The following is a 26,140-nucleotide window of genomic DNA, read 5'->3' on the forward strand; positions in this document are numbered from 1 at the left end:
GCCGCCCGCGTAGGGTGACGGCATGGGGTGGGGGAACCGTCGCCGTGCGGCGCTCGGCGGCATCGCCGCGCTGGTCGCGGCGGTGCTGCTCGCCGGCTGCGCGGCCGCTCCCGTCGACGACGAACTCTGGTCGGTGGGCCGCCCCGAACGGCTCGGCATCGGCGTTCCGGTCGAACCGCAGCCGGTGCCGCCGTGGTTCGACGGCGACGATCGCCTCGGGCGGGCCCCGCAGCCTCGGCTCGCGACGGCCGGCGAGATCCCCCGGCTCGCTCCCGACGAGGCGCCCGGGCTCGTCTCCAGGCTCGCGGCTATGGCCGGTGCCGACTTCACCGCGGTCGCCCGGTGGGCGACGCCGCCAGGCCGCACCGGCTTCGGCGACCGGCTCGACGGGTTCGTCGCCGGTGCGGCGCACGGGTACGCCTCGTCGCTCGGAGGCGCGTGGGTTCCCGGCGTCGACATCGCGCCCGGCGGGGTGGGCCCGGCGTGCGCAGGAACCGCGCCCCCGGCGGGCGCGCGGGCGTTCTCGATCGGATGCACCGTCGTCGCGGCATCCGGATCGATGCTCGGCGAGCGCATCGTGGTGCTGCGCCGCGAGGCCGGGGTGACCGCCTCGGCGTCCCGCGCCGTGCAGTACCTCTCGCCCGACGGCGCCCTCGGCGACGGCGCCGACCTCTATCGCCCCGAGACCTCACGGCAGGTGCTCGGCCAGGTGACCCGCGCGCTCGTGCTCGGCAACCGGCTGCCGCCGGGTGCGGCGCCGTTTCGCGACGTCACGCCCGAGGGGGCGCGGGCGATCCTCGCCGACACGACCGTCGTCGCCGACGGCGTGGTGATCGCGGTGCCGTGGCCGGTGCGCCCTGATGGGTCGGGCGAGTACACCGTGACGGTGATGGTGCCCGCGAGGCTCGTGGGTCCATGGCTCACGGGGTTCGGGCGGAGCATCCTCGATGCCGTGCGCGCCGACGAGCCATTCGAGGCGGGCGATGCGCCGACCGCGGCCGACCCGGTCGACTGCACGCTCGTCGCCTGCGCGTCGATCACCTACGACGACGGGCCGACCGACCTCACCGACGCGCTGCTCGACACGCTGGCCGCGCGGCGGGCGCCCGCGACCTTCTTCGTGCAGGGCGGGTACGTCGGCAACCGCCCCGACACGGTGCGGCGCACGGCGGCCGAGGGGCACGAGGTGGGCAACCACACGTGGGGCCACCCCGACCTCACGAAGCTGCCCGACGACCAGGTGCGCGCCGAGATCGACCGCACGCAGGCGGCGATCGCCGCGGTCACCGGGAAGGCGCCGGCGATGGTGCGGCCGCCGTACGGGGCATCCGACGATCGCGTGCGCGCACTCGTGCCGCTCGTCTGGGTCGTCTGGAGCGTCGACACGAACGACTGGCGCGATCCCGGTGTCGGGCCGCTCACCGAGTACGCCGTCGGCGCCGTCGGGCGCGGCGGGATCATCCTCATGCACGACACGCACGCGCAGACGGTCGAAGCGGCCGCGGGCATCATCGACGGCCTGCGCGCGCGTGGGTTCACGCTCGCGACCGTCGGCGCGCAGTTCGGCGGGGTGCTGCCCCCGCCGGGAACCTTGGTCTCGCACGGGCCGTGAGCGCAGCTCGCGCCGTGCCGTGCCGTGCCGCGCCGCGCCGTGCCGTGCCGTGCCGCGCCGCGCCGCGCCGCGCCGTGCCGTGCCGCGCCGCGCCGTGCCGTGCCGTGCCGTGCCCGCGTCTTGCCGTCGGGGTCGCTTGTGGTCGCGTGCGCGAGCTCGAGGCGGCAACGAGCGTCCCCGGTGGGGCGGGGCGATACTGCGTCGTGCGGCCGATCCTTCTCGTCGGGGTCGCTTGTGGTCGCGTGCGCGAGGTCGAGGCGGCGACGAGCGTCCCCGGTGGGGCGGGGCGATTCTGCGTCGTGCGGCCGATCCTTCTCGTCGGGATCGCTTGTGGCCGCTTGCGGGGGCGTGAGGCGGCAACGAGCGTCCCCGGTGGGGCGGGGCGATTCTGCGTCGTGCGGCCGATCCTTCTCGTCGGGGTCGCTTGTGGTCGCGTGCGCGAGCTCGAGGCGGCAACGAGCGTCCCCGAGGGAGGGCGAGGGAGGGCGAGAGAGGGGGCGACAGAGGGGGTGAGGGGTGAGCGGCGACGAGCGTCCCCGGCGCAGGGGGGCGAACGCAGGCTCAGCGGGCGAGAAGCTCCGCGATGCGCGTCGGCACCGTCGAATCCTGCAGCGAGGTGGTGTCGCCGAGCGTGCGACCCTCGGCGAGGTCGACCAGCAGCCGGCGCATGATCTTGCCCGAGCGGGTCTTCGGCAGGTCGGTGACGAAGACGACATCGCGCGGCTTCGCGATCGGTCCGATGGCGGATGCCACGTGCGCACGCAGCGCGGCAGCGCGGGCGGATGCTTCGCCCGAGGCATCCGGGTGGCCCTCGACGCCGTCGCCGGCGACCACGAACGCGGCGATCGCCTCGCCCGTCGTCGCATCCGACACGCCGACCACGCCCGCCTCGGTGACCGACGGGTGCGCGACGAGCGCCGACTCGATCTCGATCGTCGAGAGCCGGTGCCCCGACACGTTGATGACGTCGTCGACCCGGCCGAGCAGCCACACGTCGCCGTCGGCGTCGAGCTTCGCGCCGTCGCCCGAGAAGAACGAGCCGCGGTGCGCGAAGCGCTCCCAGTACGACGCGCGGTACCGGTCGGGGTCGCCCCACACCGTGCGCGCCATGCCCGGCCAGGTGCCGTCGACGACGAGGTACCCGCCGCGTCCGGGCGCGACGTCGGCCCCCTCCTCATCGACGACGCGCGTGCGCAGACCGGGCAGCGCGCGCAGCGACGAACCGGGCTTCAGCGTGTCGACGCCGGGCAGCGGCGCCTGCACCGCCGCACCCGTCTCGGACTGCCACCACGTGTCGACGATGGGCGCGCGGCCGCCGCCGATCTCGCGGTGGAACCACACCCATGCCTCGGGGTTGATCGCCTCGCCGACCGAGCCGAGCAGTCGGATGCTCGAGAGGTTCCAGCCGTGCACGCCCGCCGGGAACCACGTCATGAGGCTGCGGATCAGCGTCGGCGCCGTGTAGTACGTCGTCACCCCGTACCGCTCGATGACCTCGAAGTGCCGGCCCGGGTGCGGGGTGTTCGGCGTGCCCTCGTAGATCACGCTCGTCACGCCGTTCAGCAGCGGCCCGTAGAGCTCGTAGGTGTGCGCGGTCACCCACGCGAGGTCGGCGGTGCACCAGTACACGTCATCGGGCTTCACATCGAACACCGCCCACTGGGTGTACGCGGCGTGCGTCAGATAGCCGCCGGTCGTGTGCACGAGGCCCTTCGGGCGCCCGGTCGTGCCCGACGTGTAGATGATGAACAGCGGGTTCTCGGCGTCGAAGAACTCGGGCTCGTGGGTGTCGGGCTGGCGGTCGACGAGCTCGTGCCACCAGACGTCGCGGCCGGGCGTCCACGGGATGTCGGGCGTCTCGTCGCCCGTGCGCCGGACGACGAGCACATGCTCCACGTGCCCCACGCCCTCGACCGCGGCGTCGGCGGCCGCCTTCACCGGCACCGCCTGCCCGCGCCGGAACTGGCCGTCGGTCGTCACGAGCAGCTTCGCGCCCGTGTCCTCGACGCGGAACCGCAGCGCCTCGGCCGAGAACCCGCCGAACACGAGCGAGTGCACCGCGCCGAGCCGCGCGACCGCGAGCGTGACGATCACCGTCTCGAGCAGCACCGGCAGGTAGATCACCACCCGGTCGCCCTGGCCGATGCCGAGCTCGGTCAGCGCGTTCGCCGCCTTCGCGACCTCGCGCTCGAGCTCGGCGTAGGTCAGCGAGCGGCGGTCGCCGCGCTCGCCCTCGAAGAAGAAGGCGACCTTGTCGCCTCGGCCGGATGCCACGTGCCGGTCGACGCAGTTCACGGCCGCGTTCAACCGCCCGCCCGAGAACCAGGTCGCGCCGACGGGCTCATCCGTTTCTCGAGAAGCGGACGGCACTGGGTGCACCCACGTATGCGCCGTCTGCCACCGCTCGGCCCAGTCGAGCCGCTCGGCCTGTCGCTCCCAGAACGCCACCGGGTCGGCGGCTGCCTCGGCGTACAGCGCTTCGGCGTCGGCGGCGGTGACGTTCGCGCGCGCCGCGAACTCGGCTGACGGCGCGAATCGCCGGCGCTCGTCGAGCAAGGTGTCGATGGTCATGGGCGTCCTCTGCGAATCGGTCGCGGCAGCGCCGGCGCGAGACATCCGTACCTTTTCGACGCTAGGCGACCAGCCCGCCCGAGGTGGGCCCCCGCGTCATGCCCCGTAACCCCGGGCGGTGGCCGAGGAACTCCCGGGTGCGCACCAGGGGCCCGGGTGTGGACGCCGCTTGGTCGCCGGATTAGCGTGGCGCACATCGCACCGCACTTCGTCGCGTCCGCCCACGTCCTCGAGAGGACCCCCATGTCGGAAGTCACGATCCCCCAGGCCGCCTCGGAACCCCCGCCCGAGGAGACCCCACCCCGCCGGTCGTTCGTCGACGCCCTCCGCGAACTCGGGCGCAACCGGACCGGGGCGATCCTGCTGCTGGTGGCGACGGTCGCCGCCATCGTGTGGGCGAACGCGTCCGCCGGCGGCTACGAGGCCTTCTGGGAGACGCAACTGTCGATCGGGGTCGCCGATCTGCGGCTCGACTTCACCCTGCACTCGGTCGTCAACGACGCGCTCATGGCGATGTTCTTCTTCACCGTGGGCCTCGAGGTGCGTCGTGAGTTCGCGATCGGCGAGCTCACCAGTTGGTCGCGTGCGCTCGTGCCCGTGGCGGCCGCGCTCGCCGGCCTCGCCGTGCCCGCCCTGCTGTACGTGCTCGTCGCGTCGGGCAGCGGCCACGAGCACGCCTGGGGCATCGTGATCTCGACCGACACGGCGTTCCTCGTCGGTGCCCTCGCACTCGTCGGGCCGAAGGTGCCGGGCCGGCTGCGCGTGTTCCTGCTCGCGCTCGCCGTCGTCGACGACATCGGAGCGCTGAGCATCATCGCGCTCGTCTACACCCAGGACTTCAATCCGCTGCCGCTCGCGTTCGCGGCGGTCGGCCTCGCCGGCGTGTACCTCACCCGATACCTTCGCGGCGGCCGGGGGCCCGTCTACGCGACGCTCGCCGTGTTCGTCTGGCTCTGCTTCCTCGCGTCGGGCGTGCACCCCACGCTCGCGGGCGTGGCCATCGCACTGCTCGTGCCCGTCTACCGGCCGACCCGCCGCGATGTGGAGCACGCCCTCGAGCTCGCGCGAACCTTCCGCCAGTCGCCCAACAGCGAGTACGCGCGGCAAGCGGCGAACAGCCTGCGCGAGTCGATCTCGATCAACGAGCGGCTGCAGTCGGCCTGGGATCCGTACATCGCGTACTTCGTGCTGCCCGTGTTCGCACTGGCGAATGCCGGGGTGCACCTGAGCGGCGAGATCCTGCAAGCCGCCGCGGTCTCCTCGGTGACCTGGGGCATCCTCGCGGGTCTGGTCGTCGGCAAGTTCGTCGGCGTGTTCGGGTCGACCGCCCTGTTGCGCGCGCTGCGCGTCGGCGAGTTCGGCATGGGGCTCACCACGGCGCGCATGGCGGGCGGCGCCGCGCTCTGCGGCATCGGCTTCACGATCTCGCTGTTCATCGTCGATCTCGCGATCGACGACCCCGCGGCGCAGAACGAGGCGCGGGTCGGGGTGCTCGCCGCGTCGGTCGTCGCGTTCCTGCTCGCCACCGTGATCTTCCGGATCTCCGACGCGGTCGCCCCGCAGCAGCGCATCGGAGAGACGCTCGCCCGACCGGTGGATCCCGCTCGCGACCACGTGTTCGGGCCCGACGACGCCGAGTACACGATCGTCGAGTACGGCGACTTCCAGTGCCCCTTCTGCCTGAAGGCCTCGGGGTCGATCCAAGAGGTCCACGAGGTGCTCGGCGACCGACTCCGCTACGCATGGCGGCACGCCCCACTCACCCAGGTGCATCCGAACGCGTTGGCGGCGGCCGAGGCATCCGAGGCGGCGGCGCTGCAGGGCCGCTTCTTCGAGATGGAGCGCAGTCTCTTCGCCGACCAGGATCACCTGCTCCCCGCCGATATCTCGCGGCGTGCCGTCGAGCTCGGTCTCGACGTCGACCGGTTCGAATCCGACCTGACCAGCGCACAGGTCGCGAATCGCGTGCGCGACGACATCCTCGATGCCGAGGCGATGGACATCACCTCGACGCCGACGCTGTTCGTCAACGGGCGTAGGCATCGCGGGCCGTTCGACGCGCGATCGCTCATCCGAGCGCTGCAGGAGACGGCACCGGCTGCGACGGACGCGTCGGACGCGACGGCTGCGACGGCCGGATCCTCGTCGGATCCCGCGTCGCGGCCGGTCGAACGTCGTTCCGAGGACGTCAGCTGAGCTTGCGGCGGTAGATCGCGACGGCCCAGGCGTAGGCGACGAGCAGGATGCCGATGAGCCACGCGAGGGCGATCCAGATGTCGGCGCCCACCGGTTGCTCGGCGAACAGCGCACGGATGGTGTTCACGACGCTCGTCACCGGCTGGTTCTCGGCGAACCAGGCGACCGGCCCCGGCATGGATTCGGTCGGCACGAACGCCGAGCTGATGAACGGCAGGAAGATCAGCGGGTAGCTGAACGCGCTCGCACCATCGACGGTCTTCGCCGAAAGCCCCGCGACGACCGCGAGCCAGGTCAGCGCGAGGGTGAACAACACCAGGATGCCGACGACCGCGAGCCAGGCTGTGACGGATGCCCCGGTGCGGAACCCCATGATGAACGCGACGCCGACCACGATCGCGAGGGACGTGAGGTTGGCCACGAGCGAGGTCAGCACGTGGGCCCACAGCACGCTCGACCGGGAGATCGGCATCGACTGGAACCGCTCGAAGATGCCGCCCTGCAGGTCGAGGAACAACCGGTATGCGGTGTAGGCCACACCCGAGGCGACGGTGATCAGCAGGATGCCGGGCAGCATGTAGTCGATGTACGACTGGTCGGTGCCGGTGTTGATCGCCCCACCGAGCACGTACACGAACAGCAGCATCAGCGCGATCGGGGTGACCGCGGTCGTGATGATCGTGTCGGGGCTGCGCAGGATGTGGGTGAGTGAACGCCCGGTGAGCACCCGGGTGTCGCCGAGGACGTGCGTGGTCATGATGACTCCGTTCCGGTCGGTGCGCCGACCAGCGCGAGGAAGACCTCTTCGAGCGTCGGCTGCTTCTCGACGTACTCGACCTGGGCGGCCGGGAGGAGCTGCTTGAGCTCGGCGAGCGTGCCGTTCTGGATGATGGTGCCCTGGTGCAGGATCGCGATGCGGTCGGCGAGTTGCTCGGCCTCGTCGAGGTACTGCGTGGTGAGCAGCACGGTCGTGCCGCCGTCGGCGAGCGCCCGCACGGTCTGCCAGACCTCGATGCGCGACTGCGGGTCGAGGCCGGTGGTCGGCTCGTCGAGGAAGATGATCGGCGGGTCGCCGATCAGGCTCATCGCGATGTCGAGTCGGCGGCGCATGCCGCCCGAGTACGTTCCCGCCCGACGCCCGCCCGCTTCGGTGAGCGAGAATCGCGCGAGCAGGTCGTCGGCGATCGCGCCCGGCTGCGTCAGGTGGCGGAGCTTCGCGACCAGCACGAGGTTCTCGCGGCCGGTGAGCACCTCGTCGACCGCGGCGAACTGCCCGGTCAGGCTGATCGACTCGCGCACGTCGCCGGGCTTCTCGGCCACGTCGAAGCCGTGCACCGTCGCGGTGCCCGCGTCGGCCTTCAGCAGCGTCGACAGGATGCGCACGAGCGTCGTCTTGCCGGCCCCGTTCGAGCCCAGCAGGGCGAGGATCGAGCCGGATGCGACGTCGAAGTCGACGCCCCGCAGTACGTGCAGGTCCTTGAACGACTTCTCGATGCCGCGCACGTGGATCGCCGGTTGGAGTGCGGTGTTCACGGTGGTTCCCTCCCGCCGAGGCCAGCGGGCCTCAGTTCTCGTCTGCGGTGGCCTCGCCGATCGCGTCGGTGAGGCGCTGCTTCTCTTTGTTCCGCCATTGCCCGTCGGCGTAGTTCGCGAGGAACGTCTCGGCGAACTCCACGGGGTCGTCGCCGACGATCGCGCTGACGGGCGTGCCGTCGGCGGCGGCCTGCTCGAAGAGCGTGGCCAGGTCGTCGAACATCTTGAGCATCACGTCGGCCTTCACGACGCCGCCCGAGTAGATGACGTAGCGGTCGAGCGCCTGGGCGGCGGTGCGGTATTTGCCGGGCAGCGCCTCGAGGCGAGCCTTGTACTGCTTGTACTGCTTCTTGTCGTCGAGCGATCCGGTGATCGTCTCGATCCACTTCGCGGCCATGTCAGTTTCCCTTCGTGTGGAGCTCTTCGATCCGGTCTGCGAGAAAGCTCCAGGTCCTCCAGAACTCATCGAGGTCTTCCCGACCCCGGGGGTTGAGCGAGTACACCTTGCGCGGCGGCCCCTTCTCGGAGGGGACCTTCTCGACATCGACGAGTCCCCGCTGCTCGATGCGTACCAGCAGCGCGTAGATGGTGCCCTCGGCGATCTCGGTGAACCCCTGCTCGCGAAGTCGCGCGGTGATCTCGTACCCGTATGCGGGCTGCCCCGCGATCAGCGCGAGCACGATGCCCTCCAAGGTGCCCTTCAGCATCTCGGTCATCTGCTTGCCCATGAGACCCCCGCTCTGCTAGTCGGTGTTGCTGAGTACTGGTACATAGTAAGCATGAGTACTAGTAGATAGCAACACTGAATACCCCGCCGCGCCACTTCGTCAGGGTCTGCGCCAGCCGAAGTGGCGCGGGTGTCGTCGAGGTGGCGCAGCGGGAATGTGTCGGCGGCGCGAGGGCAGGCGGGTGCGGTCAGGCGGGTGCGGTCAGGCGGGTGAGGGCGAGCCGCCGCGGCTTCCCGACACCGGCGACCTTCGGGCCGACCTGACGCTGGTGCTGCGCGCGACCGCCACCGAGTTGAACAATCCGCAGCTTGCGGAGCCGATGCGTGCGCTGGCCACCGAGATCGCGCACGATGAGACCCTCGCCGCCGCGTACCACGAGCGGCTCGACGCGCCCCTGCGCGAGGCGAAGCGGCAGCGCCTGCGCAGCGCGCAAGCGGCAGGCGAACTGGCGGCCGACCTCGACCTCGAGGTGGCGATCGACCTGATCTGGGGGCCCGTGCTCAACCGGTGGCTCCAGCGCAGCGGTCCGCTCGACGATGCCCACCTCGACGCGCTCATCGGCACCGCGCTCAACGGCCTGCGCCCCTGACGCCGAGCCGCCAACCGCCGCCCCCGCCCCGGCCCCGCCGCCCCCCGCGAACCCGCGAACTGCCGGCCCCCGTCCCCCGGCTGCGCCGCTTCGGGCGACTCCGCGCCATCCGACCTGGCGCGGAGGACGCGCAACTGGCGCAGAGCCGAGCCCGAAGCCCGGGTGGGCGCGCGTGCAGGTTGGGGCGGGTGGCTCAGTGGGCGGATGGCTCAGGGGGCGGGAGGGCTCACGCCCAGCGCTTGATCGCCCACTTCTCGAACAGTCCGACGAGCGCGTCGGTGAGCTTGCCGAGGATCGCGAGCAGGATGATCGCGAGGAAGATCCGGTCGATGCGGCCGTTGTTGCCCGAGTCCACGAGCAGGAACCCGAGCCCCATCGAACTCGCGATGAGTTCGGCCGCCACGAGGAACAGCCACGCCTGAGCGAGCGCGAGCCGCAGCGCCGACACGACCGAGGGTACGACGGCCGGCAGTTGCACCGCCGTGAACAGGCGCACCCCGCGCAGACCGAACGCGCGCCCGGCCTCGAAGAGCTGCCGGTCGACGTGCCGCAGCGCGGCCGCCACGATCGTGTAGACGGGGAAGAACGCGCCGATCGCGATGAGGATGATCTTCGACTCTTCGCCGATCTTGAACCAGAGGATGAGCAGCGGCACCCACGCGAGCGACGGCACGGCGCGGATCGCGCCGAGTGTCGGCGAGAGCAGGATGTCGCCGAGCTTCGAGAGCCCCACGATCGCGCCGGCCGCGAGCCCGATGGCAGCGCCGAACGCGAACCCGATGAACACGCGCTGCGTCGAGATCGCGACGTAGAGTCCGAGCAGGCCGCGCTGCGCGAGGTCGACGGCGGCGAGCCACACCATCTCGGGGCTCGGCAGCTGCGACACGGGCACCGCGCCCGAGGTCGACACGACCTGCCACGTGATGAGCAGCACGATCGGGATCAGCGCGCCGCCGACGATGCGGAACCAGCGACGGTCGACGAGTCGACGGCGTGCGCCCGGCGCCGAGGTGACGGATGCCTCGCCGCCCGGCCGGCCGATGCCCGATCCGGGCAGCCGCTCGGGTCGGTCGATGCCCGACGCCCCGAGTTCGCCCGCAGTCGCGACCGCGAGCCCCCCGTCGACCACGGGCGAACGGAACTGCCGGTCGACCGAGGTCACCGAGGCATCCGCCCGCTCGTGGCCGGGCGAGGCCGGCTCGCCGGTGCGCGTTCCGCGCGAGGCATCCGTCATCTGCGCAGCCTCAGCCCTCGAAGCGCGACGCGTCCGCCGCGGAGGCGAACTCGTCGTTGATGAGCGTGTCGAGCGCGTCGTCGACTTGCTGCTGCGACGCGACGTCGCCCAGCTCGACGAAGATCGGGCCGATCTTCTCGAGCACCGCGACCTGCGCGTCGCCGGGCACGTGGTCGACGTCGAGGTTGGTGCGCTCGTCGATGACCTTCGTCGCGACCGCGAGGTCGAGGCCGGCGACGTCGGCGAGGATCTGCGCGGTCTCCTCGGGGTTCGCCTCGGCCCACTCGCGGGCCTTCGCATAGGCGTCGACGACGGCCTGCGCGACCTCGGGCTTGTTCGCGATGAAGTCCTCGGTGGCGTTCAGGAACCCGTACGAGTTGAAGTCGACGTTGCGGTAGAACAGCGTCGCGCCCGACTCCTCGGCACCGGCCATGATCGGGTCGAGGCCCGCCCACGCGTCGACCGAGCCGTTCTGCAGTGCGGCCCAGCCGTCGGCGTGCTGCAGGTTCTGCACGGTGACCTCGTCGGGGGATACGCCCTCGGCCTCGAGCGACTGCAGCAGGAAGAAGTAGGGGTCGGTGCCCTTGGTGGCCGCGACCTGCTTGCCCTTGAGGTCCTCGACCGACGAGATGCCCGTGCCGTCGACGGTCACGAGTGCGGCCCACTCGGGCTGCGAGTAGAGGTCGATCACCTGGATGGGCGAGCTGTTCGACCGGGCGAGCAGCGCCGCCGAGCCCGCGGTCGAGCCGACCTCGATCGCGCCCGCGCGCAGCGCCTCGTTGGCCTTGTTCGACCCCGCCGACTGCACCCAGGTGACCTCGAGGCCGAGGTCTTCGAGCCAGCCCTGGTCCTTGATCACGAGGCTCAGCGGATTGTAGGTCGCGAAGTCGATCGCGAGGGTCTGGCCTTCGAGCGAGGCGGCGTCGCCGGCCTCGGAAGCCTCGGGTGCGGGTGCGGCGGCCTGGCCTTCGCCGGCGACGCATCCGGTCAGAACCAGGGCGGATGCTGCGGCGACGACGCCGGCCGCGAGCGCGGAGCGGAGGAAGCGGGAGCGGGACATGGGCGGGACTCCTTCGTGGGCGAGGCAGGGCGGTGGGGTGCGGTGCGGTGCGGTGCGATTCAGTACGGGAAGTGCGGGATGGTCGCGGTCGATGGGATGCCACGGGCCTGCCCGTGCCGGTCGATGCCGAGTCCGTCGAGCAGGCGTCCGCGCAGTTCGGCGAGCTCGGCCGAGCCGCGGTCGCGCGGGCGGTGGCCCGGCACGGTGACGATCTGGCGGATCACGGCGCCCGGGGCTGCCTGGCCGAGTTCGTCGTCGTCGGGTTCGGCGCCGAGCAGGATGACCCGGTCGGCGAGTTGCAGCGCCTCGTCGACGTCGTGCGTGACGAGGAGCACGGTCGTGGGGGCGGCCGCGTGCACATCGAGCAGCAGGTCCTGCATCTTCAGCCGGGTGAGTGCGTCGAGCGCCCCGAACGGCTCGTCGAGCAGCAGCACCTCGGGGCGGCGGGCGAGTGCCCGCGCCAGCGAGGTGCGTTGGGCCATGCCGCCCGAGATCTCGCGCGGCCGGTGTCGAGCGAACGAGTCCAGCCCGACGAGCTCGAGCAGTTCGGCGACCCGGGCGCGACCGGCCGGCCGCGGCGTGCCGCGCGGAAGTCCGAGCGCGACGTTCTGCTCGACCGAGCGCCACGGCAGCAGGCGCGGCTCCTGGAACCCGACCGCGCAGCGCACGTCGTAGTCGCCGACGGGCGAGCCGTCGATCTCGACCGAGCCTGCCGTCGCCCGGTCGAGCCCGCCGACGATGCGCAGCAGCGTGGACTTGCCGCAGCCGCTCGGGCCGAGGATCGCGACGATCTCGCCCGGCACCACCTCGAGGTCGATGTCGCGCAGCACGGGGCGATCGCCGAAGGCGCGGCCGAGGCCGGCGAGGCGCACGCCGACCGCGGTGCCGGCGACGCCGGCCGAGGCGGAAGCTGCTGCGACGGACACGGGGTATCTCCGAAGAACGTGGATTGGCGGTGCTCTGAAGCTACCCACACGCGCAGATCCTGTCGCGGTCACCCGACCCACGACGTAACACGCGTCACCGCCCCGCGGATGCCCTTTTCAGGAGCCAGGCATCGAAACCGATCGCTTTTCAGGACGACACGCCGTGTCGAGCCGCTTCACGGCGCAGGAACTCCTGAAAAAGGCATCCACGGGGAGCCCGATTTCCTCAGGAGGGGGTGGTCGGGCGGGGGAGAATTGCCGTATGACGAGGACGGTTCGCGGCGCTGCACTGCTCATCACCGGGGGCGGCGCCGGCATGGGACGGATGTACGCCGAGCGGGCCGTGGCGGAGGGCGCGGCATCCGTCACCCTCTGGGATCGCGACGCGAACGCCCTGGCCCGCACCGCCGACGAGCTCGGCGCCCGCTCGCGCGGCCGTACCCGAGTGCACACCTACGTGGTCGACGTGGGCGACCTCGGCGCGATCGCGAAGCACGCGCAGAAGGTGCGCAAAGAGGTCGGCAACCCCGACATCGTCGTGAACAATGCCGGCATCGTGCGCGGCAACCGGTACTTCTGGGAGACCGACAGCGGCGACGACATCCGGCCGACCATGCTCGTCAACGCGCTCGCGCCGATGTACGTCGCCCGCGAGTTCCTGCCGGGCATGATCGCCGACCCCGCCCGCGAGGCGCGCATCGTGAACATCGCGAGCGCGGCCGGCACGCTCGGCAACCCGCGGATGGCGACCTACGCCGCGTCGAAGGCGGCCGTCATCGGCTGGAGCGACTCGCTGCGCATCGAGCTCGAGCAGGCTGGGCACCGGCACGTGAAGGTGCTCACCGTGACCCCGAGCTACATCTCGACCGGCATGTTCGCCGGTGCGACGGGCCCGCTGCTCGCGCCGGTGCTCGAGCCCGACTACGTCATCGACCGGGTATGGCAGTCGATGCTCGCCGGCGATCCGCTGCTCGAGCTGCCGTCGAGCGTGCGCCTCTCACGCGTGCTGCGCGCCGTACTGCCCACGCGCGTGTTCGACCGCGTCGTGGGCGACGGCTTCGGCGTCTACCGCTCGATGCAGGGGTTCACCGGGCGGCGCTGAGCGGGGCATCCGATGCAGCGCTGAGCGGGGCATCCGCCGATGCGATGCGGTCTGCCCGCAGCCGCTTGCCCAGCGCGACCAGCAGCAGCGCGGTACCGACGCCCAGCAGCAGGTGACCGGTGCCGGCGATGCCGGCGATCGCCTTCGAGCTCTCGAGCCCGAGTACGGTGAGCGACCCGTGCAGCGCCAGCATGCCGGCGGTGAGCACGAGACCCGCGTTGTACGTCCAGAAGAACCATCCGAACAGGCGCGACCGGCTGAGCGCGAAGACCCGCTCGAGCACCAGGAACAGCAGCATCGCGAGGAATCCGAGCGTGAGCAGGTGGGTGTGCACCACGGCGAGCTGCGTGGCGCCGCCCTCGGGGAACCCGGTGAGTTTCGTGAACTCGCGGTGGAAGAGGCCACCGGCGAGGCCGGCGGCGAGGTAGACGCAGGCTGCGATGAAGAGTCGTCTCATGCGGTCGAGCCTGTCGCGTCGCGCGGGTGCGCGCGTTCATCCGAACGGATGAATCGGGGCCGGCGCCGGCCGGGTAGCCTCGAGCCATGACCCGGTCGCACCACCGCGGCGATCCGCCGGGCATCGCGCGGATCCTCACCGTGCTCGGCTGGGCGGTCGCCGCGCTGCTGGTCGGGCTGGTCGCCATCGTGGTGCTGCGCGCGTGCATCGGGATCGCGGAATCCGGATGGACGCCGGCCGCGATCGCGACGCTCGCGGGCGTGACCGGGTTCGTCGCGTGCTGCGCGGTCGGGGCGCGTTCCGCGGCCGGCACCGAGGGGCGTGCCCGGCGTGCCCGACGGATCCGGCTGGTCTGGCTCGCCGCCGCCGTCCTGATCTGGGCGGGGCTCGTCTGGGTCGCCGCGGACGCACTGTTCCTCGCGTTCCCGCTGTGCTTCATCGTGCTGCACGAGCGGCCCGGGCTCCGTGGCATCGCCTGGGTGGCGGGCATCACCGCGATCGCCGTGGTCGTGCCCGGGCTGCGATCGGGGTGGTCGCTCGGCGGGGTGATCGGGCCGGTGCTCGGCGCAGCCGTCGCGGTCGTGATCTCGGCCGCGCTCGAAGCGTTCATCCGGCAGGCACGTGAGCGCGACCGGCTGATCGGCGAACTCACCGACACCCGGGATCGGCTCGCCGCCGCCGAACGCGAATCCGGCGTGCTCGCCGAGCGGGCGCGGATCGGCCGCGACCTGCACGACACGGTCGCGCAGGCTTTGTCGAGCATCCAGTTGCTGCTGCACGCGGCCGAGCGCGGTGCGCTCGACCCGGCCGTGCGGGCCGACGTCCGGCTCGCTCGGGAGACCGCGGGCGATGCGCTCGCCGAGTCGCGCCGGTTCATCGCCGGGCTGCGGGCGGATGCCACGGACGGACTCGCGGCCGCACTGCAGCGGCTCGCCGTCGAGACCACCGCGATCTCGAAGGTGCCCGTCGGCGCGCACGTGACGGGCGACCCGCACGACCTCGACGAGGTCACGGCGGGCGAGCTGCTACGGATCGCCCAGGGCGCGGTCGCCAACGCGGTGCGGCACGCCGGCGCCACCCGGGTCGACCTGACGCTGAGCCATCTCGGGTCGGGCGAGGTCGCCCTCGACGTGGTCGACGACGGTGCGGGCTTCGACCCGGCGACCACCTCGGGGTTCGGTCTGCAGTCGATGCGCGAGCGTGCGGCGGCCCTCGGCGGCACGCTGAGCATCGAGTCGGCGCCGGGGCGCGGCACCGCCGTCGCCGTGACCGTTCCCGGGAGGGCGGCGTGATCCGCGTGCTCATCGTCGACGACCACCCCGTCGTGCGGGCCGGCCTGCGGGCGGTGCTGTCGTCGGAGCCCGATATCGAGGTCGTCGCCGATCTCGGCGAGGCATCCGCCGCGATCGACGCGATCGCGACCCTGCGACCCGACGTGGTGCTCATGGACCTGCAGTTCCCGACCGGGATGCAGGGCGCCGAAGCGACCGGCCTGATCCGCTCGGGTGCGGCGGCGCAGGGATGGGTCGCTCCGCCCGCGGTGCTCATCCTCACCAACTACGACAGCGACCGCGACATCGTGCGCGCCATCGACGCGGGCGCCACGTCGTACCTGCTGAAGGACGCCCCGCCCGACGTGCTGGTCGCCGCGATCCGCTCGGCGGCGGCAGGCGACCCGGTGCGCGGCGCCGTGCTGCTCGCCGAACGCGCCGAGCTCGCCCCGCTCAGCCGCCGCGAGCTCGAGGTGCTCGAACTCGTCGCGGCCGGCGAGTCGAACCGTGCGATCGCCGCGGCTCTCCATCTCAGCGAGGCGACCGTGAAGTCGCACCTCGCCCGCATCAATCATCGGCTCGGCGCGACCTCGCGCACCGACGCGGTCGCGCGCGCCCGCGAGTGGGGCGTGCTGCGCGACTGATCCGCCGACCGCTACAGGAACATCGGCCGGTCGAAGTCCTCGTCGTCGCCCTCGGCGTCGGCGAGGTCGACGAGCACCGGCACGTGGTCGCTCGGCGCGGTGCCCTTGCGCTCGTTGCGGTGGATCGAAGCATCCGTCACCCGCTCGGCGAACGCCGCCGAACCGAGGATGAAGTCGATGCGCATGCCCTCGTTGCGGGGGAACTTGAGCTGCTGGTAGTCCCAGTACGTGTAGAGGCCCTCGGGCACCCGCGCGCGCACCACGTCGGCGACGCCCGCGTTCTCGAGGGTGAAGAACGCCTCGCGCTCCTCGGGCGACACGTGCGTGGACACCCCCACCCGCACGGCCGGGTCGCCGTTGTCGACGTCGAACGGCGCGATGTTGAAGTCGCCCATGAGCGCGAACGGCACCTCGGGCCGGCCGGTGGTCTCGGCACGCGTGTACTCGGTCAGTGCGGCGAGCCAGTCGAGCTTGTAGACGTAGTGCGGGTCGGCGAGGGTGCGCCCGTTGGGCACGTACAGGCTCCACAGCCGCACGCCGCCGACGGTCGCCCCGAGCGCGCGCGCCTCGATCGGCAGGTCGGGCCCCTCATGTCCCTTCAGGAACCCGGGCTGGTCGGGGAAGTGCGTCTCGACCTCGGTGATCGGATGCCTCGCGGCGATCGCGACCCCGTTCCACTGGTTGAGCCCGTGCGCGACGACCTCGTACCCGGCCGCCTCGAACGCCTCGTGCGGGAACTGCTCGGGCTTGCACTTGATCTCCTGCATCGCGAGCACGTCGACGTCTTCGCGCACCAGCCAGTCGACGACCCGAGCGTGGCGGGTGCGGATCGAGTTGACGTTCCAGGTGGCGATGCGCATGCGATCCAGCGTAAGCGGCACCGCCGACCCGGATGCTACGCGCCCGCGTCCGTCGCGGCCCGGCGTCCGATGCGGGGCACCGCGATCCAGAACAGCACGACGATGACGACCGACACGCCGAGGGCCACGAATCCGGCCGTGCGCGAGACCGCGACGTCGAAGATGAGACTCACGACCCCGGCCGCGAGGATCGACACGACGACCAGCAGCGCGATGAGCAGCCGGTTCGCGGTGCGCACCAGTCGCGGCTTCTGGCGGCGCCCGAACAGCTGACGGTGCATGATGATCGGCGCGAGCCCGAGCACGGTCGCGAGGCCCGCGAGCACCACCAGCACGAGGTACAGGCCGACCTCGTACGCGTCGAGGTCGGTGAACCGCGGCTGGAACGCGACGGCGAGCAGGAAGCCGGTGATGAGCTGTGTGCCGGTCTGCACGGCCCGCAGTTCCTGGAGGATGTCGTTCCAGTTGCGGTCGGCCTTCTCGGTGGGCGTCTCGGAGCGCCCGTCGCCCGGGATGTCGGCGTGCGTCATGGTCGGATCGTACGCGGTCGGGTGCGGCCGAGACGAGGGCTTGCGATCGGTTCGGCCGGATGTCTCAGGGCGACGCGCACGGCGAACTGCAATGATGGTCGGCGAGACATCCGGGGGTGAGCGTGGGCTTCAGTGTCGTAGGCGTCGAGGGCATCGGCGAGATCACGGCGGGCGACGACCTCGCCGGCATCATCGCCGCCGCGACCGAACTCGAAGACGGCGACATCCTCGTCGTGACCTCGAAGATCGTGTCGAAGGCCGAGGGGCGGGTGATCGAGGCATCCGATCGCGAGGACGCGATCACCGCCGAGACGGTGCGCGTCGTCGCCACCCGCGAGTTCGAGGGCGGCGTCACCCGCATCGTCGAGAACCGGCAGGGCATCGTGCAGGCCGCGGCCGGGGTCGACGCCTCCAATGCCCCGGATGGCACGGTGCTGCTGCTGCCCGTCGACCCCGACGCATCCGCTCGCGACCTCGCGACCGGCCTGCGCGCCCTCACCGGCGCGCACGTCGGCGTGATCGTCTCCGACACCGTGGGGCGCGCCTGGCGCGAGGGGCAGACCGACCTGGCGATCGGCGCGGCCGGCGTGCACGTCTTCGAAGACCTGCGCGGTTCGACGGATGCCTCGGGCAATGCGCTCGCGGTCACCATGCCGTGCGTGGCCGACGAGATCGCCGGTGCGGCCGAGCTCGTGAAGGGCAAGTCGGCGGGCGTGCCCGTGGCGATCGTGCGGGGCCTCGGGCGCTACGTCGGCGACCTCGACCTGCCGGGCGCGCGCAGCATCGTGCGGCCCGCCGAACGCGACCTGTTCCGGCTCGGCGCCGACGAGGCGTACGACGAGGGCTACCGTGCCGGCTTCGACGAGGCGCAGGCCGAGGGGCCGTTGCACTCCTGAGCCGTCCTCTCCGCCGGTCGACCGGCGGACCACGCGACAGGGCAGGATTGAGGCATGCCTGCGCACATCGGCTATGCCGCGATGCTCGAACGGTTCCCGCCCGCCGAGGCGGTCGAGCTCGCCGCGCTCGCCGAACGGCACGGGTTCGCCGGCACGATGGCGAGCGACCACTTCCAGCCGTGGCTGCCGGCGCAGGGCGAGTCATCCTTCGTCTGGAGCGTGCTCGCCGCGATCGCCGCGCGCACCACGGGAGACTTCGGTCCGGGCGTCACGACCCCCGGCTACCGGATGCATCCCGCCGTCGTCGCGCAAGCGTCCGCGACGCTCGCCGCCATGCACCCCGACCGGCACTGGCTCGGCATCGGGTCGGGCGAGGCGCTGAACGAGCACGTCGTCGGGCGGTACTGGCCAGAGCCGCCCGAGCGCATCAACCGCATGTTCGAGGCGGTCGACTTGATCAAGCGCCTGTTCGCCGCGTCGATCGCGGGCCGTGACGTGCGGTTCGCCGGGCAGGACTTCAAGCTCGAGTCGGCTCGGCTGTGGACGATGCCCGAGGTCGCGCCGCCGATCCTCGTCGCGGCTGGCGGCCCGGTCACGGCGAAGCGGGCGGGTCGCACGGTCGACGGGCTCATCACGACGGGGGCGCCCGGCGACGACCGGCTCGCGGTGCTGTTGACGAAGTTCGCCGAGGGGGCGCGCGAGGTCGGCCGCGACGCGTCTCGCATGCCGAAGGTGCTGCAACTGCACGTGTCGTGGGCGCCCACCGACGAGGAGGCGATCGCGAATGCCGTCGCCGAGTGGCCGATCGCGGGGCTGCGCATCCCGCGCGGCGACATCCGCTCACCGTTCGACTTCGAGCACGTCGCCCGCACCGTGCGCCCCGACGACTTCGCCGGCCGCATGCTCATCGGCGCCGACCCCGACGTGCACCGTGCGGGTATCCAGCGGGCCCTCGACCTCGGCTTCGACCGGGTCTACGTGCACCAGGTGGGGCGCGACCAGCGCGCGTTCCTCGAGGTGTACGGCCGCGAGGTGCTGCCGGGGCTGCACCGATGAGCGCGGGCGAGCTGCCGGATTCGGCGTCTGCGCCAGCTGCCCGACCTCCGCGCCAGCCGGAATGGCGCAGCGGGCGGCGAACTGGCGCAGAGCGCGCGGGCCCGGATGTCTGGACCCTCGTCATTCCGGTGAAGTCGCCGTTGCGCGCGAAGACGCGCCTGGCGCCCGAGGTCGGGCCCGACGACCGGGCCGCGCTCGCGCGCGCGTTCGCCGCCGACACCGTCGCGGTCGCGCTCGCCACCCCCGGCGTCGGGCGCGTGCTCGTGGTCGCCGACGACCGCGCGCTCGCCGGCGCCGCCGAGTTCGTCGCCGAGCCCGAGGTGCGCGGGCTCGAACCCGCGATCGCCGACGGCATCGCCGCGGCGGGCGCGACCGCTATCGGCTCTGCGCCACCCACGCGCGTGTCGCGCCAGTCCGAATGGCGCGGAGGGCGCTCAAGTGGCGCGCACCCCGCGGAGGCCCCGCCGGTCGGCGTGCTGCTCGGCGACCTGCCGGCCCTTCGCACGGTCGACCTCGCGGCGGCGCTCGAGGCCGCGGCGCGGCATCCGCTCGCCTTCGTGCGCGACGCCGACGGCACGGGCACCACCCTCGCGACCGCCCGCGCGGGCGTGCCGTTCGCGCCGCGGTTCGGGCACGACTCGGCGGCGCGGCACTCCGCGGCCGGGTTCGTCGAGCTCGGGGCATCCGATGCGTCCTCATGGCCGACCCTGCGACGCGATGTCGACACCGCGTCAGCCCTGGCCGAGGCCGTCGCCCTCGGAGTCGGTCGGGCGACCGCCGCCGAGGTCGCGCGCCTCGCGGCATCCCTGCCCTGGCTCGGCCCCTGACCGCGCCGCAGCCTCGCCGCAGATCGAGTGGGCAGAGAACGCGCGAGTCCGGGTGCCTTCGAGCGTTCTCTGCCCACTCGAATGACGGGTGGGCGTGGAAGGATCGAAGTATGACCCTCACCCTCGGATACAAGGCCAGCGCCGAGCAGTTCAACCCGCGTGAGCTCGTCGAGATCGCGGTGCTCGCCGAGCAGCACGGCATGGAATCGGTGTGGACGAGCGATCACTTCCAGCCGTGGCGGCACGAGGGCGGGCACGCACCGTTCTCGCTGACCTGGATGGCCGCGGTCGGCGAGCGCACGTCGACGGTGAAGATCGGCACGAGCGTCATGACGCCGACGTTCCGCTACAACCCGGCGGTGCTGGCGCAGGCGTTCGCGTCGCTCGGGTGCCTGTACCCGGGCCGCATCATCGCCGGCTTCGGCACCGGTGAGGCGCTGAACGAGATCGCGACCGGGTTCCGCGGTGCGGGCGAGCAGGACTGGCCCGAGTTCCGCGAGCGGTTCGCGCGGCTGCGCGAGGCGGTGCGGCTGATGCGCGCGCTCTGGACCGAGGACGGCCAGGTCGGCTTCGAGGGCGAGTACTACTCGACGCACGGCGCGTCGATCTACGATCGGCCGGATATCGCGGTGCCGGTGTACATCGCGGCCGGCGGGCCGACCGTGGCGAAGTACGCGGGGCGTGCGGGCGACGGGTTCATCTGCACCTCGGGTAAGGGCGCCGAGCTGTACGTCGACCAGCTGATCCCGGCGGCGAAGGAGGGCGCCGAGGCCGGCGGCCGCTCATTCGAGCAGCTCGACCGCATGATCGAGATCAAGTTGTCGTATGAAGAGACCCTCGACGCGGCGCTCGAGAACACCCGGTTCTGGTCACCGCTGTCGCTCTCGAAGGAGCAGAAGCACGACATCACCGATCCGGTCGAGATGGAGCGGGCCGCCGACGCGCTGCCGATCGAGCAGATCGCGAAGCGCTGGATCGTCGGCACCGACCCCGACGAGGTCGTCGAGCAGATCGGCCAGTATGTCGACTGGGGCTTCGACCACCTGGTGTTCCACGCGCCGGGGCACGACCAGCGCCGGTTCCTCGAGCTGTTCGAGCGCGACCTCGCGCCGCGGCTGCGGGCCCGAGCCGGGCAGTAACCGGTCAGGGGGGCGTGGTGAACCCGGCTCAGTGCAGCCCGGGCGGATTCACACTCGGCGGCAGCTTGCAGTAGTCGTAGAAGAACTGCGTCGGAGCGTCTTCGTCAGTCGCGTCGACGATGATGTCGGCGCCCGAGTTCGGCAGTTCGGCGCCGGCCAGCGTCCAGACGCGGAAGTGCCACAGCCCGTGAGCCGACCCGTCGAGCAGGCCGCGCCCGTCGACGACGAGCACAGCGTCGGGGTCGTCGGCGCCCGCGAGGGTGCCCGCGCGGAACGGTTCGATCGTCTCGGCGCGCAGCGCCTGCTCGCCGGCGTCGCCGTTCGACACCCGCGTCGCGGGCTGGCCCTTGGCGCGCAGCCGGGCGGCGAGGTCGTCGGCCCAGCGGGCGGCCTGCTCGGGCGAGGCACCGTCGACCGCGAGCAGCCGGCGGCCGCGCGGGGAGTTGTGGAGGAACTCGTCGACGATCGAGTCGAGCTGGTCGCGTCGAGCGTCGGTCAGGCGGGTCGCATCGGTCGTGTCGCTCATACCTCCACGGTATGCCCGTGAGGATGCCTCGAAGCAGGCCATCCGTCCCGAGTCAGTCGCCCTCGGCGATGCCGAGGTAGTGCACGACGGGTCGCCCGGTTCGCGGATGCCTCGACACTTCGGCGTCCACGCCCCATACGTCGCGCACGAGCGACGGGGTGAGGACCTCGTCGGTCGAGCCCGCGGCGACGACCCGGCCCTCGGCGAGCACCACGACGTGGTCGGCGTACGAGGCGGCGAGCCCGAGGTCGTGCAGGGCCGCGAGCACCGTGAGCCCGTCGGCGGAGAGCCGACGCAGCAGGTCGAGGGTCACGAGCTGCGCTCGCACATCGAGGTGGTTCGTGGGCTCGTCGAGCAGCAGCAGCTCGGGCTCCTGCGCGAGCGCGCGGGCGAGGTTGACCCGCTGTCGTTCACCGCCCGACAGTTCGTCGTACCCGCGTGCGGCGAACGCCGACGCGTCGACCGCGTCGAGGCTGCGCGCGACGACCTCGCGGTCCTCGGCGCGGTCGCCGCCCCACGCGCCCTGGTGCGGGATGCGCCCGAGCGCGACGACGTCGGCGACGGTGAGCCCCTGGGTACGGGCATCGCGCGTCTCCTGCTCGGCGAGGGCGATGCGTCGGGCCCGCTCGCGGCGTCGCAGTGCGGCGAGGTCGTCGCCTCCGAGCAGCGCGGTGCCCGCCTCGGCGTGCTCGACGCCCGCGAGCACGTGCAGCATGCTCGACTTGCCCGCACCGTTCGGCCCGACGAGGGCGCCCACCGATCCGCGCGGCAGTTCGAGGCCGACGTCGTCGAGCACGAGCCGGTCGCGGCGGGCGAACCGCAGGTGGGCGAGATCGAGGGCGGATGCCTCGGGCAGCGCGGATGCCTCGGGCGACTCGGATGCCTCGGACGCACTGCCGCGCGAGGCATCCGTCATGAGCTCTGCAGCCGTCATGCCCGCCTCCTCGACCGGATCAGCAGCGCCGCGAAGACCGGGCCGCCGACCAGCGCGGTGAGGATGCCGACCGGCAACTCGCGCGGATCGAAGAGCGTGCGCGCGCCGGTGTCGACCCACACCAGGAACACCGCACCCGCGAGCGCCGACAGGGGCAGCAGCGCACGATGGCCAGCACCGACGACGAGCCGCACCGCGTGCGGCAGGATGAGCCCGACGAACCCGATCGCACCGCTCACCGAGACGAGCGCGCCGGTGAGCAGCGCGGTGGCGACCAGCAGCAGCGTTCGCGTGCGGGTGACGTGCACGCCGAGCGCTGCCGCGGCCGAGTCGCCGAACGTGAAGGCGTCGAGCGTGCGGCCGCTGAAGAGCAACGGCATGCCGACGATCGCGAGCGCGCCCGCGGCGAGGGCGACCGAGCTCCAGTCGGTGCCCGCGAGCGAGCCGAGCAGCCAGTTCAGGATCTCGCGGTAGCTGTCGGTCGTGGCGCTCCAGAAGATGACGAGGCTCGTGATCGCCCCGAACACCGCCGAGACGGCGAGGCCGGCGAGCAGCGTGGTCGCGGGGGTGAGGCCGCCGGCGGCGCGGGCGAGTCCGAGCGTGGCGGCGAGGGCCGCGAGGGCACCGGCGAACGCCGCGACCGGAAGCACGAGACCCAGGCCCAGCACGAGTACGAGCACCGCGCCGACCGATGCGCCCGCCGACAGGCCGAGCAGGTACGGGTCGGCGAGCGGGTTGCGGGTGAGGGCCTGCATCACGGCACCGCAGATCGCGAGCCCGGCGCCGACGGCGGCAGCGGTGAGCACGCGGGGCATCCGGAGCTCCCAGACGATCGCGTCCTGCAGGTGCGTGAGGTCGGAGGTGCCCAGGCCGAGGTGTGCGGCGACGCTGCGGATCACGTCGAGCGGCGCGAGGCCGGCCGGCCCGATCGTGACGGCCGCGACAATCGACGCCGCGAGCAACCCGACGCCGAGCCCGCCGAGCCACCACGCCCCGATTCCCCGTGTCGGGGTCGCTCGTTGCCGCTCGGCGGGCTCCGAGGCGATCACGAGCGACCCCGAGTCGTCTGGCGCGGTGGTGCGGGACATCAGCCGAGGCTCCCGACCTCGAGCGCACCGAGCTGGCCGACGAGCGACTGCACCGCCGACACGTTGCGCACGCCGGCCTCGGTTGCCGGGAAGTCGACCACGAGGTACCGCCCGTGCTGCACCGCCGGCATCGCGGCGGTCGCCGGGTTGGTCTCGAGGTGCGCGATCTTCTGCTCGGCGGTGTTCCACGGGGCGTCCACGAGCACGATCACGTCGGGGTTCGCGTCGACGATCGCCTCCCATCCGAGCGACGTCCAGGTGTCGTGCACGTCGGCGACGACGTTCTCGAGGCCCGCGGCCTGCATGATCATCTGCGGTGCGCCGATGCCGGCGCCGACGTAGGGCGTCTCGTCGCCCGAGCTGTACCAGAGCGCGGTGAGTCCGCGGTCGTCGGGCGTGATCGCGTCGAGCGCGGCGCGCTGCTCGCTCACGAGGTGCTCCGCGGCATCCGGCACGCCGAAGACCGCTCCGGCCTCCTCGAACTCGCGGAAGACCTCGTCGAAGGTCAGCGGATCGGGCATGTACCCGGCCGCCTTGCATGCGGCGGGCGCGACATAGGTGTGCACGCCCAGCTGCTCGAGCATCGCCCGGTCGCCCGCGCCCTCGGCCGAGAAGTTCGACTCCCAGCCGGCGAACACCAGGTCGGGCTCGAGCGCGAGCGTCGCCTCCTGCGAGGGCACCTTGTCGCTGACGACGACCAGATCGGATGCCTCGCCGGCGAGCCCGGCCGCGCCGACCACGTCGTCGGGCACCGGCCCGTCGCTGAAGGCGGTGCCGACCACGCGGTCGCCGAGTCCGAGCGCGAGCAGCAGCTCGAGGGTCGACGACTTGATCGTGACGACCCGCTCGGGTGCGGCGTCGAAGGTCACCTCGGTGCCGCAGTTGTCGACAGTGACGGGGTAGCCGGATGCCTCGGAGCCGGTGTCGGCGGCGGCGTCACCACTGCCGATGGCGCTCGGTGCGGCGCAGCCGGCGAGCAGTAGGGCGGCGGCGAGCGGCGCACCCGCGATCGCGACGACGCGAGAGCGCCGGCAGTGGCGGAACGAGCGGAGGGGACGGACGGATCGCGATGGCATGGATGCTCCGAGGGCAGGCGTGGTGGATGAGATGCATCCGACGAAGGTCGGGGACTCACGGCCCACAGCCCGGGCCATCGCGACCGGCCACAGCTCGGCCGGCGGTCGTCCCCAGTCTAGGCGTGCGGGGCGGCGGAGTCGCCCCCGCCGTTTGGACGCGTTTGGGTGGGTCGCCGACCGGAGTGCCGCCGAAAGGCGTCCAAACGGCGGGGTCGGCGCGCGTGGAGCGGCGCGGCGGGGGTCCGGGGTCAGGGTGTGCGGCGCAGCCCGTCGGCAAGGTCGATCGCCGCGCCCGCGAGCGTCGCCGACGTGTCGAGATCGCGCATCCAGAGAGGAACGGCGCGCGAAGCGATGCCCTCGGCGGTCAGCGCGTCGGCGCTCGGGGCATCCGTCTCGTCGACGAGCCAGCCGTCGAGCAGGCCGCCGGCCGACCGCGCGCCGTAGTGCCGGGCGACCGCGCCGGCGTCGGTTTCGACGCCGATCGCGTGCAGGCAGGCGTCGGCCATGCCGCGCACGACGCGTCCGCCGATGATCGGGGAGACGCCGACCACCGGGGCAGCCGTCGTCGCGAGCGCGTCGCGGATGCCCGGGATGGCGAGGATCGTGCCGATCGACACGACCGGATTCGAGGGGGCCACGAGCACGAGGTCGGCGTCGGCGATGGCCTCGGCGACCCCGGGGGCAGGGCGGGCATCGTCGATATTCCGCTGCCGGAATGCGAGGGCGGGCAGCGACGCGCGGTAGCGGGTCCACCACTCTTGGAAGTGCAGCTCGGCCCGCGTCGGGGCACCGCTGGGCGGGTCGTCGTGGAGACCCGAGACGTCGACGAGCACGTGCGTATCGACCTCGGTATCGGTCGCGGGGATGAGCCGCACGCCGAGCGGCCAACGTCGCTGCAGGCGTTCGCCGACCTGCGACGGAGTGAGTCCCTCGCGGAGCCACGAGGTGCGCGCGAGGTGCGTGCCGAGGTCGAGGTCGCCGAGGGTGAACCACGGCCAGCCCACGCCCCATTCGCGGAGTTCGGCCGCGACCCGCTCGGTCTCGCCGGCCCGACCCCAGCCGCGCTCGGTGTCATTCACGCCTGCGAGCGCGTACAGGATCGAGTCGAAGTCGGGCATCAGGCGCACGCCGGCGAGCCACAGGTCGTCGCCGGTGTTCACGACGACCGTGATCTCATCGGAGTCGCCGCCGCGCCGAGCGACCTCCTCACGCAGGCCGCGCACGAACCGTGCACCGCCGACACCGCCTGCCAGCACCGTGATCCGCATCATCCCAGCGTAGGTCG

General features: G+C 72.4%; 26 protein-coding genes. 10 read left to right on the forward strand and 16 right to left on the reverse strand.

Annotated elements, in window-relative coordinates:
- Window positions 1-22 precede the first annotated feature (22 nt).
- A complete protein-coding gene (locus FLP10_RS09875; RefSeq protein WP_149160702.1) occupies window positions 23-1,612 on the forward strand; it encodes a polysaccharide deacetylase family protein in 1,590 nt (529 codons plus the stop codon).
- A 561-nt stretch (window positions 1,613-2,173) separates the two neighbouring features.
- Here FLP10_RS09875 and acs read toward each other — a convergent pair.
- Complete coding sequence (gene acs / locus FLP10_RS09880; protein WP_149160703.1) at window positions 2,174-4,183, reverse strand: acetate--CoA ligase; 2,010 nt, start codon at window positions 4,181-4,183, stop codon at window positions 2,174-2,176.
- A 243-nt stretch (window positions 4,184-4,426) separates the two neighbouring features.
- Between acs and nhaA the strand changes: the two genes are divergently transcribed.
- A complete protein-coding gene (gene nhaA / locus FLP10_RS09885; protein ID WP_149160704.1) occupies window positions 4,427-6,379 on the forward strand; it encodes a Na+/H+ antiporter NhaA in 1,953 nt (650 codons plus the stop codon).
- Here the strand turns inward: nhaA and FLP10_RS09890 are convergent.
- The 4 genes from FLP10_RS09890 to FLP10_RS09905 are packed head-to-tail and all read right to left on the reverse strand — an operon-like array spanning window position 6,372 to window position 8,640.
- Entirely contained in the window at window positions 6,372-7,136 is a 765-nt protein-coding gene (locus tag FLP10_RS09890; protein WP_149160705.1) for an ABC transporter permease, read from the reverse strand. The two genes, nhaA and FLP10_RS09890, sit on opposite strands and share 8 nt — an antisense overlap.
- A complete protein-coding gene (locus tag FLP10_RS09895; RefSeq protein WP_149160706.1) occupies window positions 7,133-7,912 on the reverse strand; it encodes an ABC transporter ATP-binding protein in 780 nt (259 codons plus the stop codon). Before FLP10_RS09895 ends, FLP10_RS09890 begins: the two co-directional genes overlap by 4 nt.
- Window positions 7,913-7,943: 31 nt before the next feature.
- On the reverse strand, window positions 7,944-8,309 hold the full coding sequence (locus FLP10_RS09900; protein WP_149160707.1) for a DUF1048 domain-containing protein: 366 nt from the start codon (window positions 8,307-8,309) through the stop codon (window positions 7,944-7,946).
- Window position 8,310: 1 nt separating this feature from the next.
- A complete protein-coding gene (locus FLP10_RS09905) occupies window positions 8,311-8,640 on the reverse strand; it encodes a PadR family transcriptional regulator (protein WP_149160708.1) in 330 nt (109 codons plus the stop codon).
- Window positions 8,641-8,821: 181 nt separating this feature from the next.
- On the opposite strand from FLP10_RS09905, the gene FLP10_RS09910 reads away from it, so the two are divergent.
- The gene (locus FLP10_RS09910; RefSeq protein WP_210418372.1) at window positions 8,822-9,229 is read left to right on the forward strand and encodes a TetR-like C-terminal domain-containing protein; all 408 of its coding nucleotides are present in this window, start codon (window positions 8,822-8,824) and stop codon (window positions 9,227-9,229) included.
- A gap of 226 nt (window positions 9,230-9,455) precedes the next feature.
- Here the strand turns inward: FLP10_RS09910 and FLP10_RS09915 are convergent, their stop codons facing one another.
- From FLP10_RS09915 to FLP10_RS09925, 3 genes are read right to left on the reverse strand one after another with little or no spacing between them, the layout of a single operon-like run.
- Window positions 9,456-10,463, reverse strand: coding sequence for an ABC transporter permease (locus FLP10_RS09915; protein WP_210418373.1), 1,008 nt, complete (start codon window positions 10,461-10,463; stop codon window positions 9,456-9,458).
- Window positions 10,464-10,473: 10 nt separating this feature from the next.
- The gene (locus tag FLP10_RS09920; RefSeq protein ID WP_149160710.1) at window positions 10,474-11,523 is read right to left on the reverse strand and encodes an aliphatic sulfonate ABC transporter substrate-binding protein; all 1,050 of its coding nucleotides are present in this window, start codon (window positions 11,521-11,523) and stop codon (window positions 10,474-10,476) included.
- Between the two features lie 59 nt (window positions 11,524-11,582).
- On the reverse strand, window positions 11,583-12,449 hold the full coding sequence (locus tag FLP10_RS09925; RefSeq protein WP_246149984.1) for an ABC transporter ATP-binding protein: 867 nt from the start codon (window positions 12,447-12,449) through the stop codon (window positions 11,583-11,585).
- Between the two features lie 262 nt (window positions 12,450-12,711).
- Between FLP10_RS09925 and FLP10_RS09930 the strand changes: the two genes are divergently transcribed.
- A complete protein-coding gene (locus FLP10_RS09930) occupies window positions 12,712-13,551 on the forward strand; it encodes an SDR family NAD(P)-dependent oxidoreductase (protein WP_149160711.1) in 840 nt (279 codons plus the stop codon).
- On the opposite strand, the gene FLP10_RS09935 is transcribed toward FLP10_RS09930, so the two are convergent.
- The gene (locus tag FLP10_RS09935) at window positions 13,535-14,008 is read right to left on the reverse strand and encodes a DUF2871 domain-containing protein (RefSeq protein WP_149160712.1); all 474 of its coding nucleotides are present in this window, start codon (window positions 14,006-14,008) and stop codon (window positions 13,535-13,537) included. The genes FLP10_RS09930 and FLP10_RS09935 overlap by 17 nt on opposite strands.
- Before the next feature lie 86 nt (window positions 14,009-14,094).
- Here FLP10_RS09935 and FLP10_RS09940 point away from each other — a divergent pair, with 86 nt between their 5' ends.
- On the forward strand, window positions 14,095-15,300 hold the full coding sequence (locus FLP10_RS09940) for a sensor histidine kinase (RefSeq protein WP_149160713.1): 1,206 nt from the start codon (window positions 14,095-14,097) through the stop codon (window positions 15,298-15,300).
- Window positions 15,297-15,923, forward strand: coding sequence for a response regulator transcription factor (locus FLP10_RS09945; protein WP_149160714.1), 627 nt, complete (start codon window positions 15,297-15,299; stop codon window positions 15,921-15,923). The genes FLP10_RS09940 and FLP10_RS09945 overlap by 4 nt, the downstream gene beginning before the upstream one ends.
- Before the next feature lie 11 nt (window positions 15,924-15,934).
- Here the strand turns inward: FLP10_RS09945 and FLP10_RS09950 are convergent, their stop codons facing one another.
- Together FLP10_RS09950 and FLP10_RS09955 are read right to left on the reverse strand one after the other, a co-directional pair.
- Complete coding sequence (locus tag FLP10_RS09950; RefSeq protein WP_149160715.1) at window positions 15,935-16,783, reverse strand: exodeoxyribonuclease III; 849 nt, start codon at window positions 16,781-16,783, stop codon at window positions 15,935-15,937.
- A 35-nt stretch (window positions 16,784-16,818) separates the two neighbouring features.
- A complete protein-coding gene (locus FLP10_RS09955) occupies window positions 16,819-17,313 on the reverse strand; it encodes a DUF6328 family protein (RefSeq protein ID WP_149160716.1) in 495 nt (164 codons plus the stop codon).
- Between the two features lie 116 nt (window positions 17,314-17,429).
- Between FLP10_RS09955 and FLP10_RS09960 the strand changes: the two genes are divergently transcribed.
- The 4 genes from FLP10_RS09960 to fgd all read left to right on the forward strand — a co-directional run bounded on the left by FLP10_RS09960 (window position 17,430) and on the right by fgd (window position 21,231).
- A complete protein-coding gene (locus FLP10_RS09960; protein ID WP_149160717.1) occupies window positions 17,430-18,209 on the forward strand; it encodes a coenzyme F420-0:L-glutamate ligase in 780 nt (259 codons plus the stop codon).
- 54 nt (window positions 18,210-18,263) lie between these two features.
- On the forward strand, window positions 18,264-19,265 hold the full coding sequence (locus FLP10_RS09965; protein WP_149160718.1) for a TIGR03557 family F420-dependent LLM class oxidoreductase: 1,002 nt from the start codon (window positions 18,264-18,266) through the stop codon (window positions 19,263-19,265).
- A 140-nt stretch (window positions 19,266-19,405) separates the two neighbouring features.
- Entirely contained in the window at window positions 19,406-20,092 is a 687-nt protein-coding gene (locus tag FLP10_RS09970; RefSeq protein WP_246149985.1) for a glycosyltransferase family protein, read from the forward strand.
- A 110-nt stretch (window positions 20,093-20,202) separates the two neighbouring features.
- The gene (gene fgd / locus FLP10_RS09975; protein ID WP_149160719.1) at window positions 20,203-21,231 is read left to right on the forward strand and encodes a glucose-6-phosphate dehydrogenase (coenzyme-F420); all 1,029 of its coding nucleotides are present in this window, start codon (window positions 20,203-20,205) and stop codon (window positions 21,229-21,231) included.
- 28 nt (window positions 21,232-21,259) lie between these two features.
- Here the strand turns inward: fgd and FLP10_RS09980 are convergent, their stop codons facing one another.
- The 5 genes from FLP10_RS09980 to cofD form a co-directional block, all read right to left on the reverse strand.
- A complete protein-coding gene (locus tag FLP10_RS09980; RefSeq protein WP_149160720.1) occupies window positions 21,260-21,757 on the reverse strand; it encodes a nucleoside/nucleotide kinase family protein in 498 nt (165 codons plus the stop codon).
- 52 nt (window positions 21,758-21,809) lie between these two features.
- A complete protein-coding gene (locus FLP10_RS09985; RefSeq protein WP_246149986.1) occupies window positions 21,810-22,691 on the reverse strand; it encodes an ABC transporter ATP-binding protein in 882 nt (293 codons plus the stop codon).
- Entirely contained in the window at window positions 22,688-23,779 is a 1,092-nt protein-coding gene (locus FLP10_RS09990) for a putative F420-0 ABC transporter permease subunit (protein ID WP_149160721.1), read from the reverse strand. The genes FLP10_RS09985 and FLP10_RS09990 overlap by 4 nt, the downstream gene beginning before the upstream one ends.
- Window positions 23,779-24,855 (reverse strand): putative F420-0 ABC transporter substrate-binding protein, encoded by a 1,077-nt coding sequence (locus FLP10_RS09995; RefSeq protein ID WP_149160722.1) that lies wholly within the window; start codon window positions 24,853-24,855, stop codon window positions 23,779-23,781. The genes FLP10_RS09990 and FLP10_RS09995 overlap by 1 nt, the downstream gene beginning before the upstream one ends.
- Window positions 24,856-25,103: 248 nt before the next feature.
- On the reverse strand, window positions 25,104-26,123 hold the full coding sequence (gene cofD, locus FLP10_RS10000) for a 2-phospho-L-lactate transferase (protein ID WP_149160723.1): 1,020 nt from the start codon (window positions 26,121-26,123) through the stop codon (window positions 25,104-25,106).
- Window positions 26,124-26,140 lie beyond the last annotated feature (17 nt).

The organism is Agromyces intestinalis (assembly GCF_008365295.1).
GTDB lineage: Bacteria > Actinomycetota > Actinomycetes > Actinomycetales > Microbacteriaceae > Agromyces > Agromyces intestinalis.

Excerpts from the sequence above, each read along its gene's own strand:
- FLP10_RS09875 (WP_149160702.1), top strand. The coding sequence starts at position 23 with ATGGGGTGGGGGAACCGTCGCCGTGCGGCGCTCGGCGGCATCGCCGCG.
- acs (WP_149160703.1), bottom strand. The coding sequence starts at position 4,183 with ATGACCATCGACACCTTGCTCGACGAGCGCCGGCGATTCGCGCCGTCA.
- nhaA (WP_149160704.1), top strand. The coding sequence starts at position 4,427 with ATGTCGGAAGTCACGATCCCCCAGGCCGCCTCGGAACCCCCGCCCGAG.
- FLP10_RS09890 (WP_149160705.1), bottom strand. The coding sequence starts at position 7,136 with ATGACCACGCACGTCCTCGGCGACACCCGGGTGCTCACCGGGCGTTCA.
- FLP10_RS09900 (WP_149160707.1), bottom strand. The coding sequence starts at position 8,309 with ATGGCCGCGAAGTGGATCGAGACGATCACCGGATCGCTCGACGACAAG.
- FLP10_RS09905 (WP_149160708.1), bottom strand. The coding sequence starts at position 8,640 with ATGGGCAAGCAGATGACCGAGATGCTGAAGGGCACCTTGGAGGGCATC.
- FLP10_RS09915 (WP_210418373.1), bottom strand. The coding sequence starts at position 10,463 with ATGACGGATGCCTCGCGCGGAACGCGCACCGGCGAGCCGGCCTCGCCC.
- FLP10_RS09920 (WP_149160710.1), bottom strand. The coding sequence starts at position 11,523 with ATGTCCCGCTCCCGCTTCCTCCGCTCCGCGCTCGCGGCCGGCGTCGTC.
- FLP10_RS09930 (WP_149160711.1), top strand. The coding sequence starts at position 12,712 with ATGACGAGGACGGTTCGCGGCGCTGCACTGCTCATCACCGGGGGCGGC.
- FLP10_RS09935 (WP_149160712.1), bottom strand. The coding sequence starts at position 14,008 with ATGAGACGACTCTTCATCGCAGCCTGCGTCTACCTCGCCGCCGGCCTC.
- FLP10_RS09940 (WP_149160713.1), top strand. The coding sequence starts at position 14,095 with ATGACCCGGTCGCACCACCGCGGCGATCCGCCGGGCATCGCGCGGATC.
- FLP10_RS09950 (WP_149160715.1), bottom strand. The coding sequence starts at position 16,783 with ATGCGCATCGCCACCTGGAACGTCAACTCGATCCGCACCCGCCACGCT.
- FLP10_RS09955 (WP_149160716.1), bottom strand. The coding sequence starts at position 17,313 with ATGACGCACGCCGACATCCCGGGCGACGGGCGCTCCGAGACGCCCACC.
- FLP10_RS09965 (WP_149160718.1), top strand. The coding sequence starts at position 18,264 with ATGCCTGCGCACATCGGCTATGCCGCGATGCTCGAACGGTTCCCGCCC.
- fgd (WP_149160719.1), top strand. The coding sequence starts at position 20,203 with ATGACCCTCACCCTCGGATACAAGGCCAGCGCCGAGCAGTTCAACCCG.
- FLP10_RS09980 (WP_149160720.1), bottom strand. The coding sequence starts at position 21,757 with ATGAGCGACACGACCGATGCGACCCGCCTGACCGACGCTCGACGCGAC.
- FLP10_RS09985 (WP_246149986.1), bottom strand. The coding sequence starts at position 22,691 with ATGACGGCTGCAGAGCTCATGACGGATGCCTCGCGCGGCAGTGCGTCC.
- FLP10_RS09990 (WP_149160721.1), bottom strand. The coding sequence starts at position 23,779 with ATGTCCCGCACCACCGCGCCAGACGACTCGGGGTCGCTCGTGATCGCC.
- FLP10_RS09995 (WP_149160722.1), bottom strand. The coding sequence starts at position 24,855 with ATGCCATCGCGATCCGTCCGTCCCCTCCGCTCGTTCCGCCACTGCCGG.
- cofD (WP_149160723.1), bottom strand. The coding sequence starts at position 26,123 with ATGCGGATCACGGTGCTGGCAGGCGGTGTCGGCGGTGCACGGTTCGTG.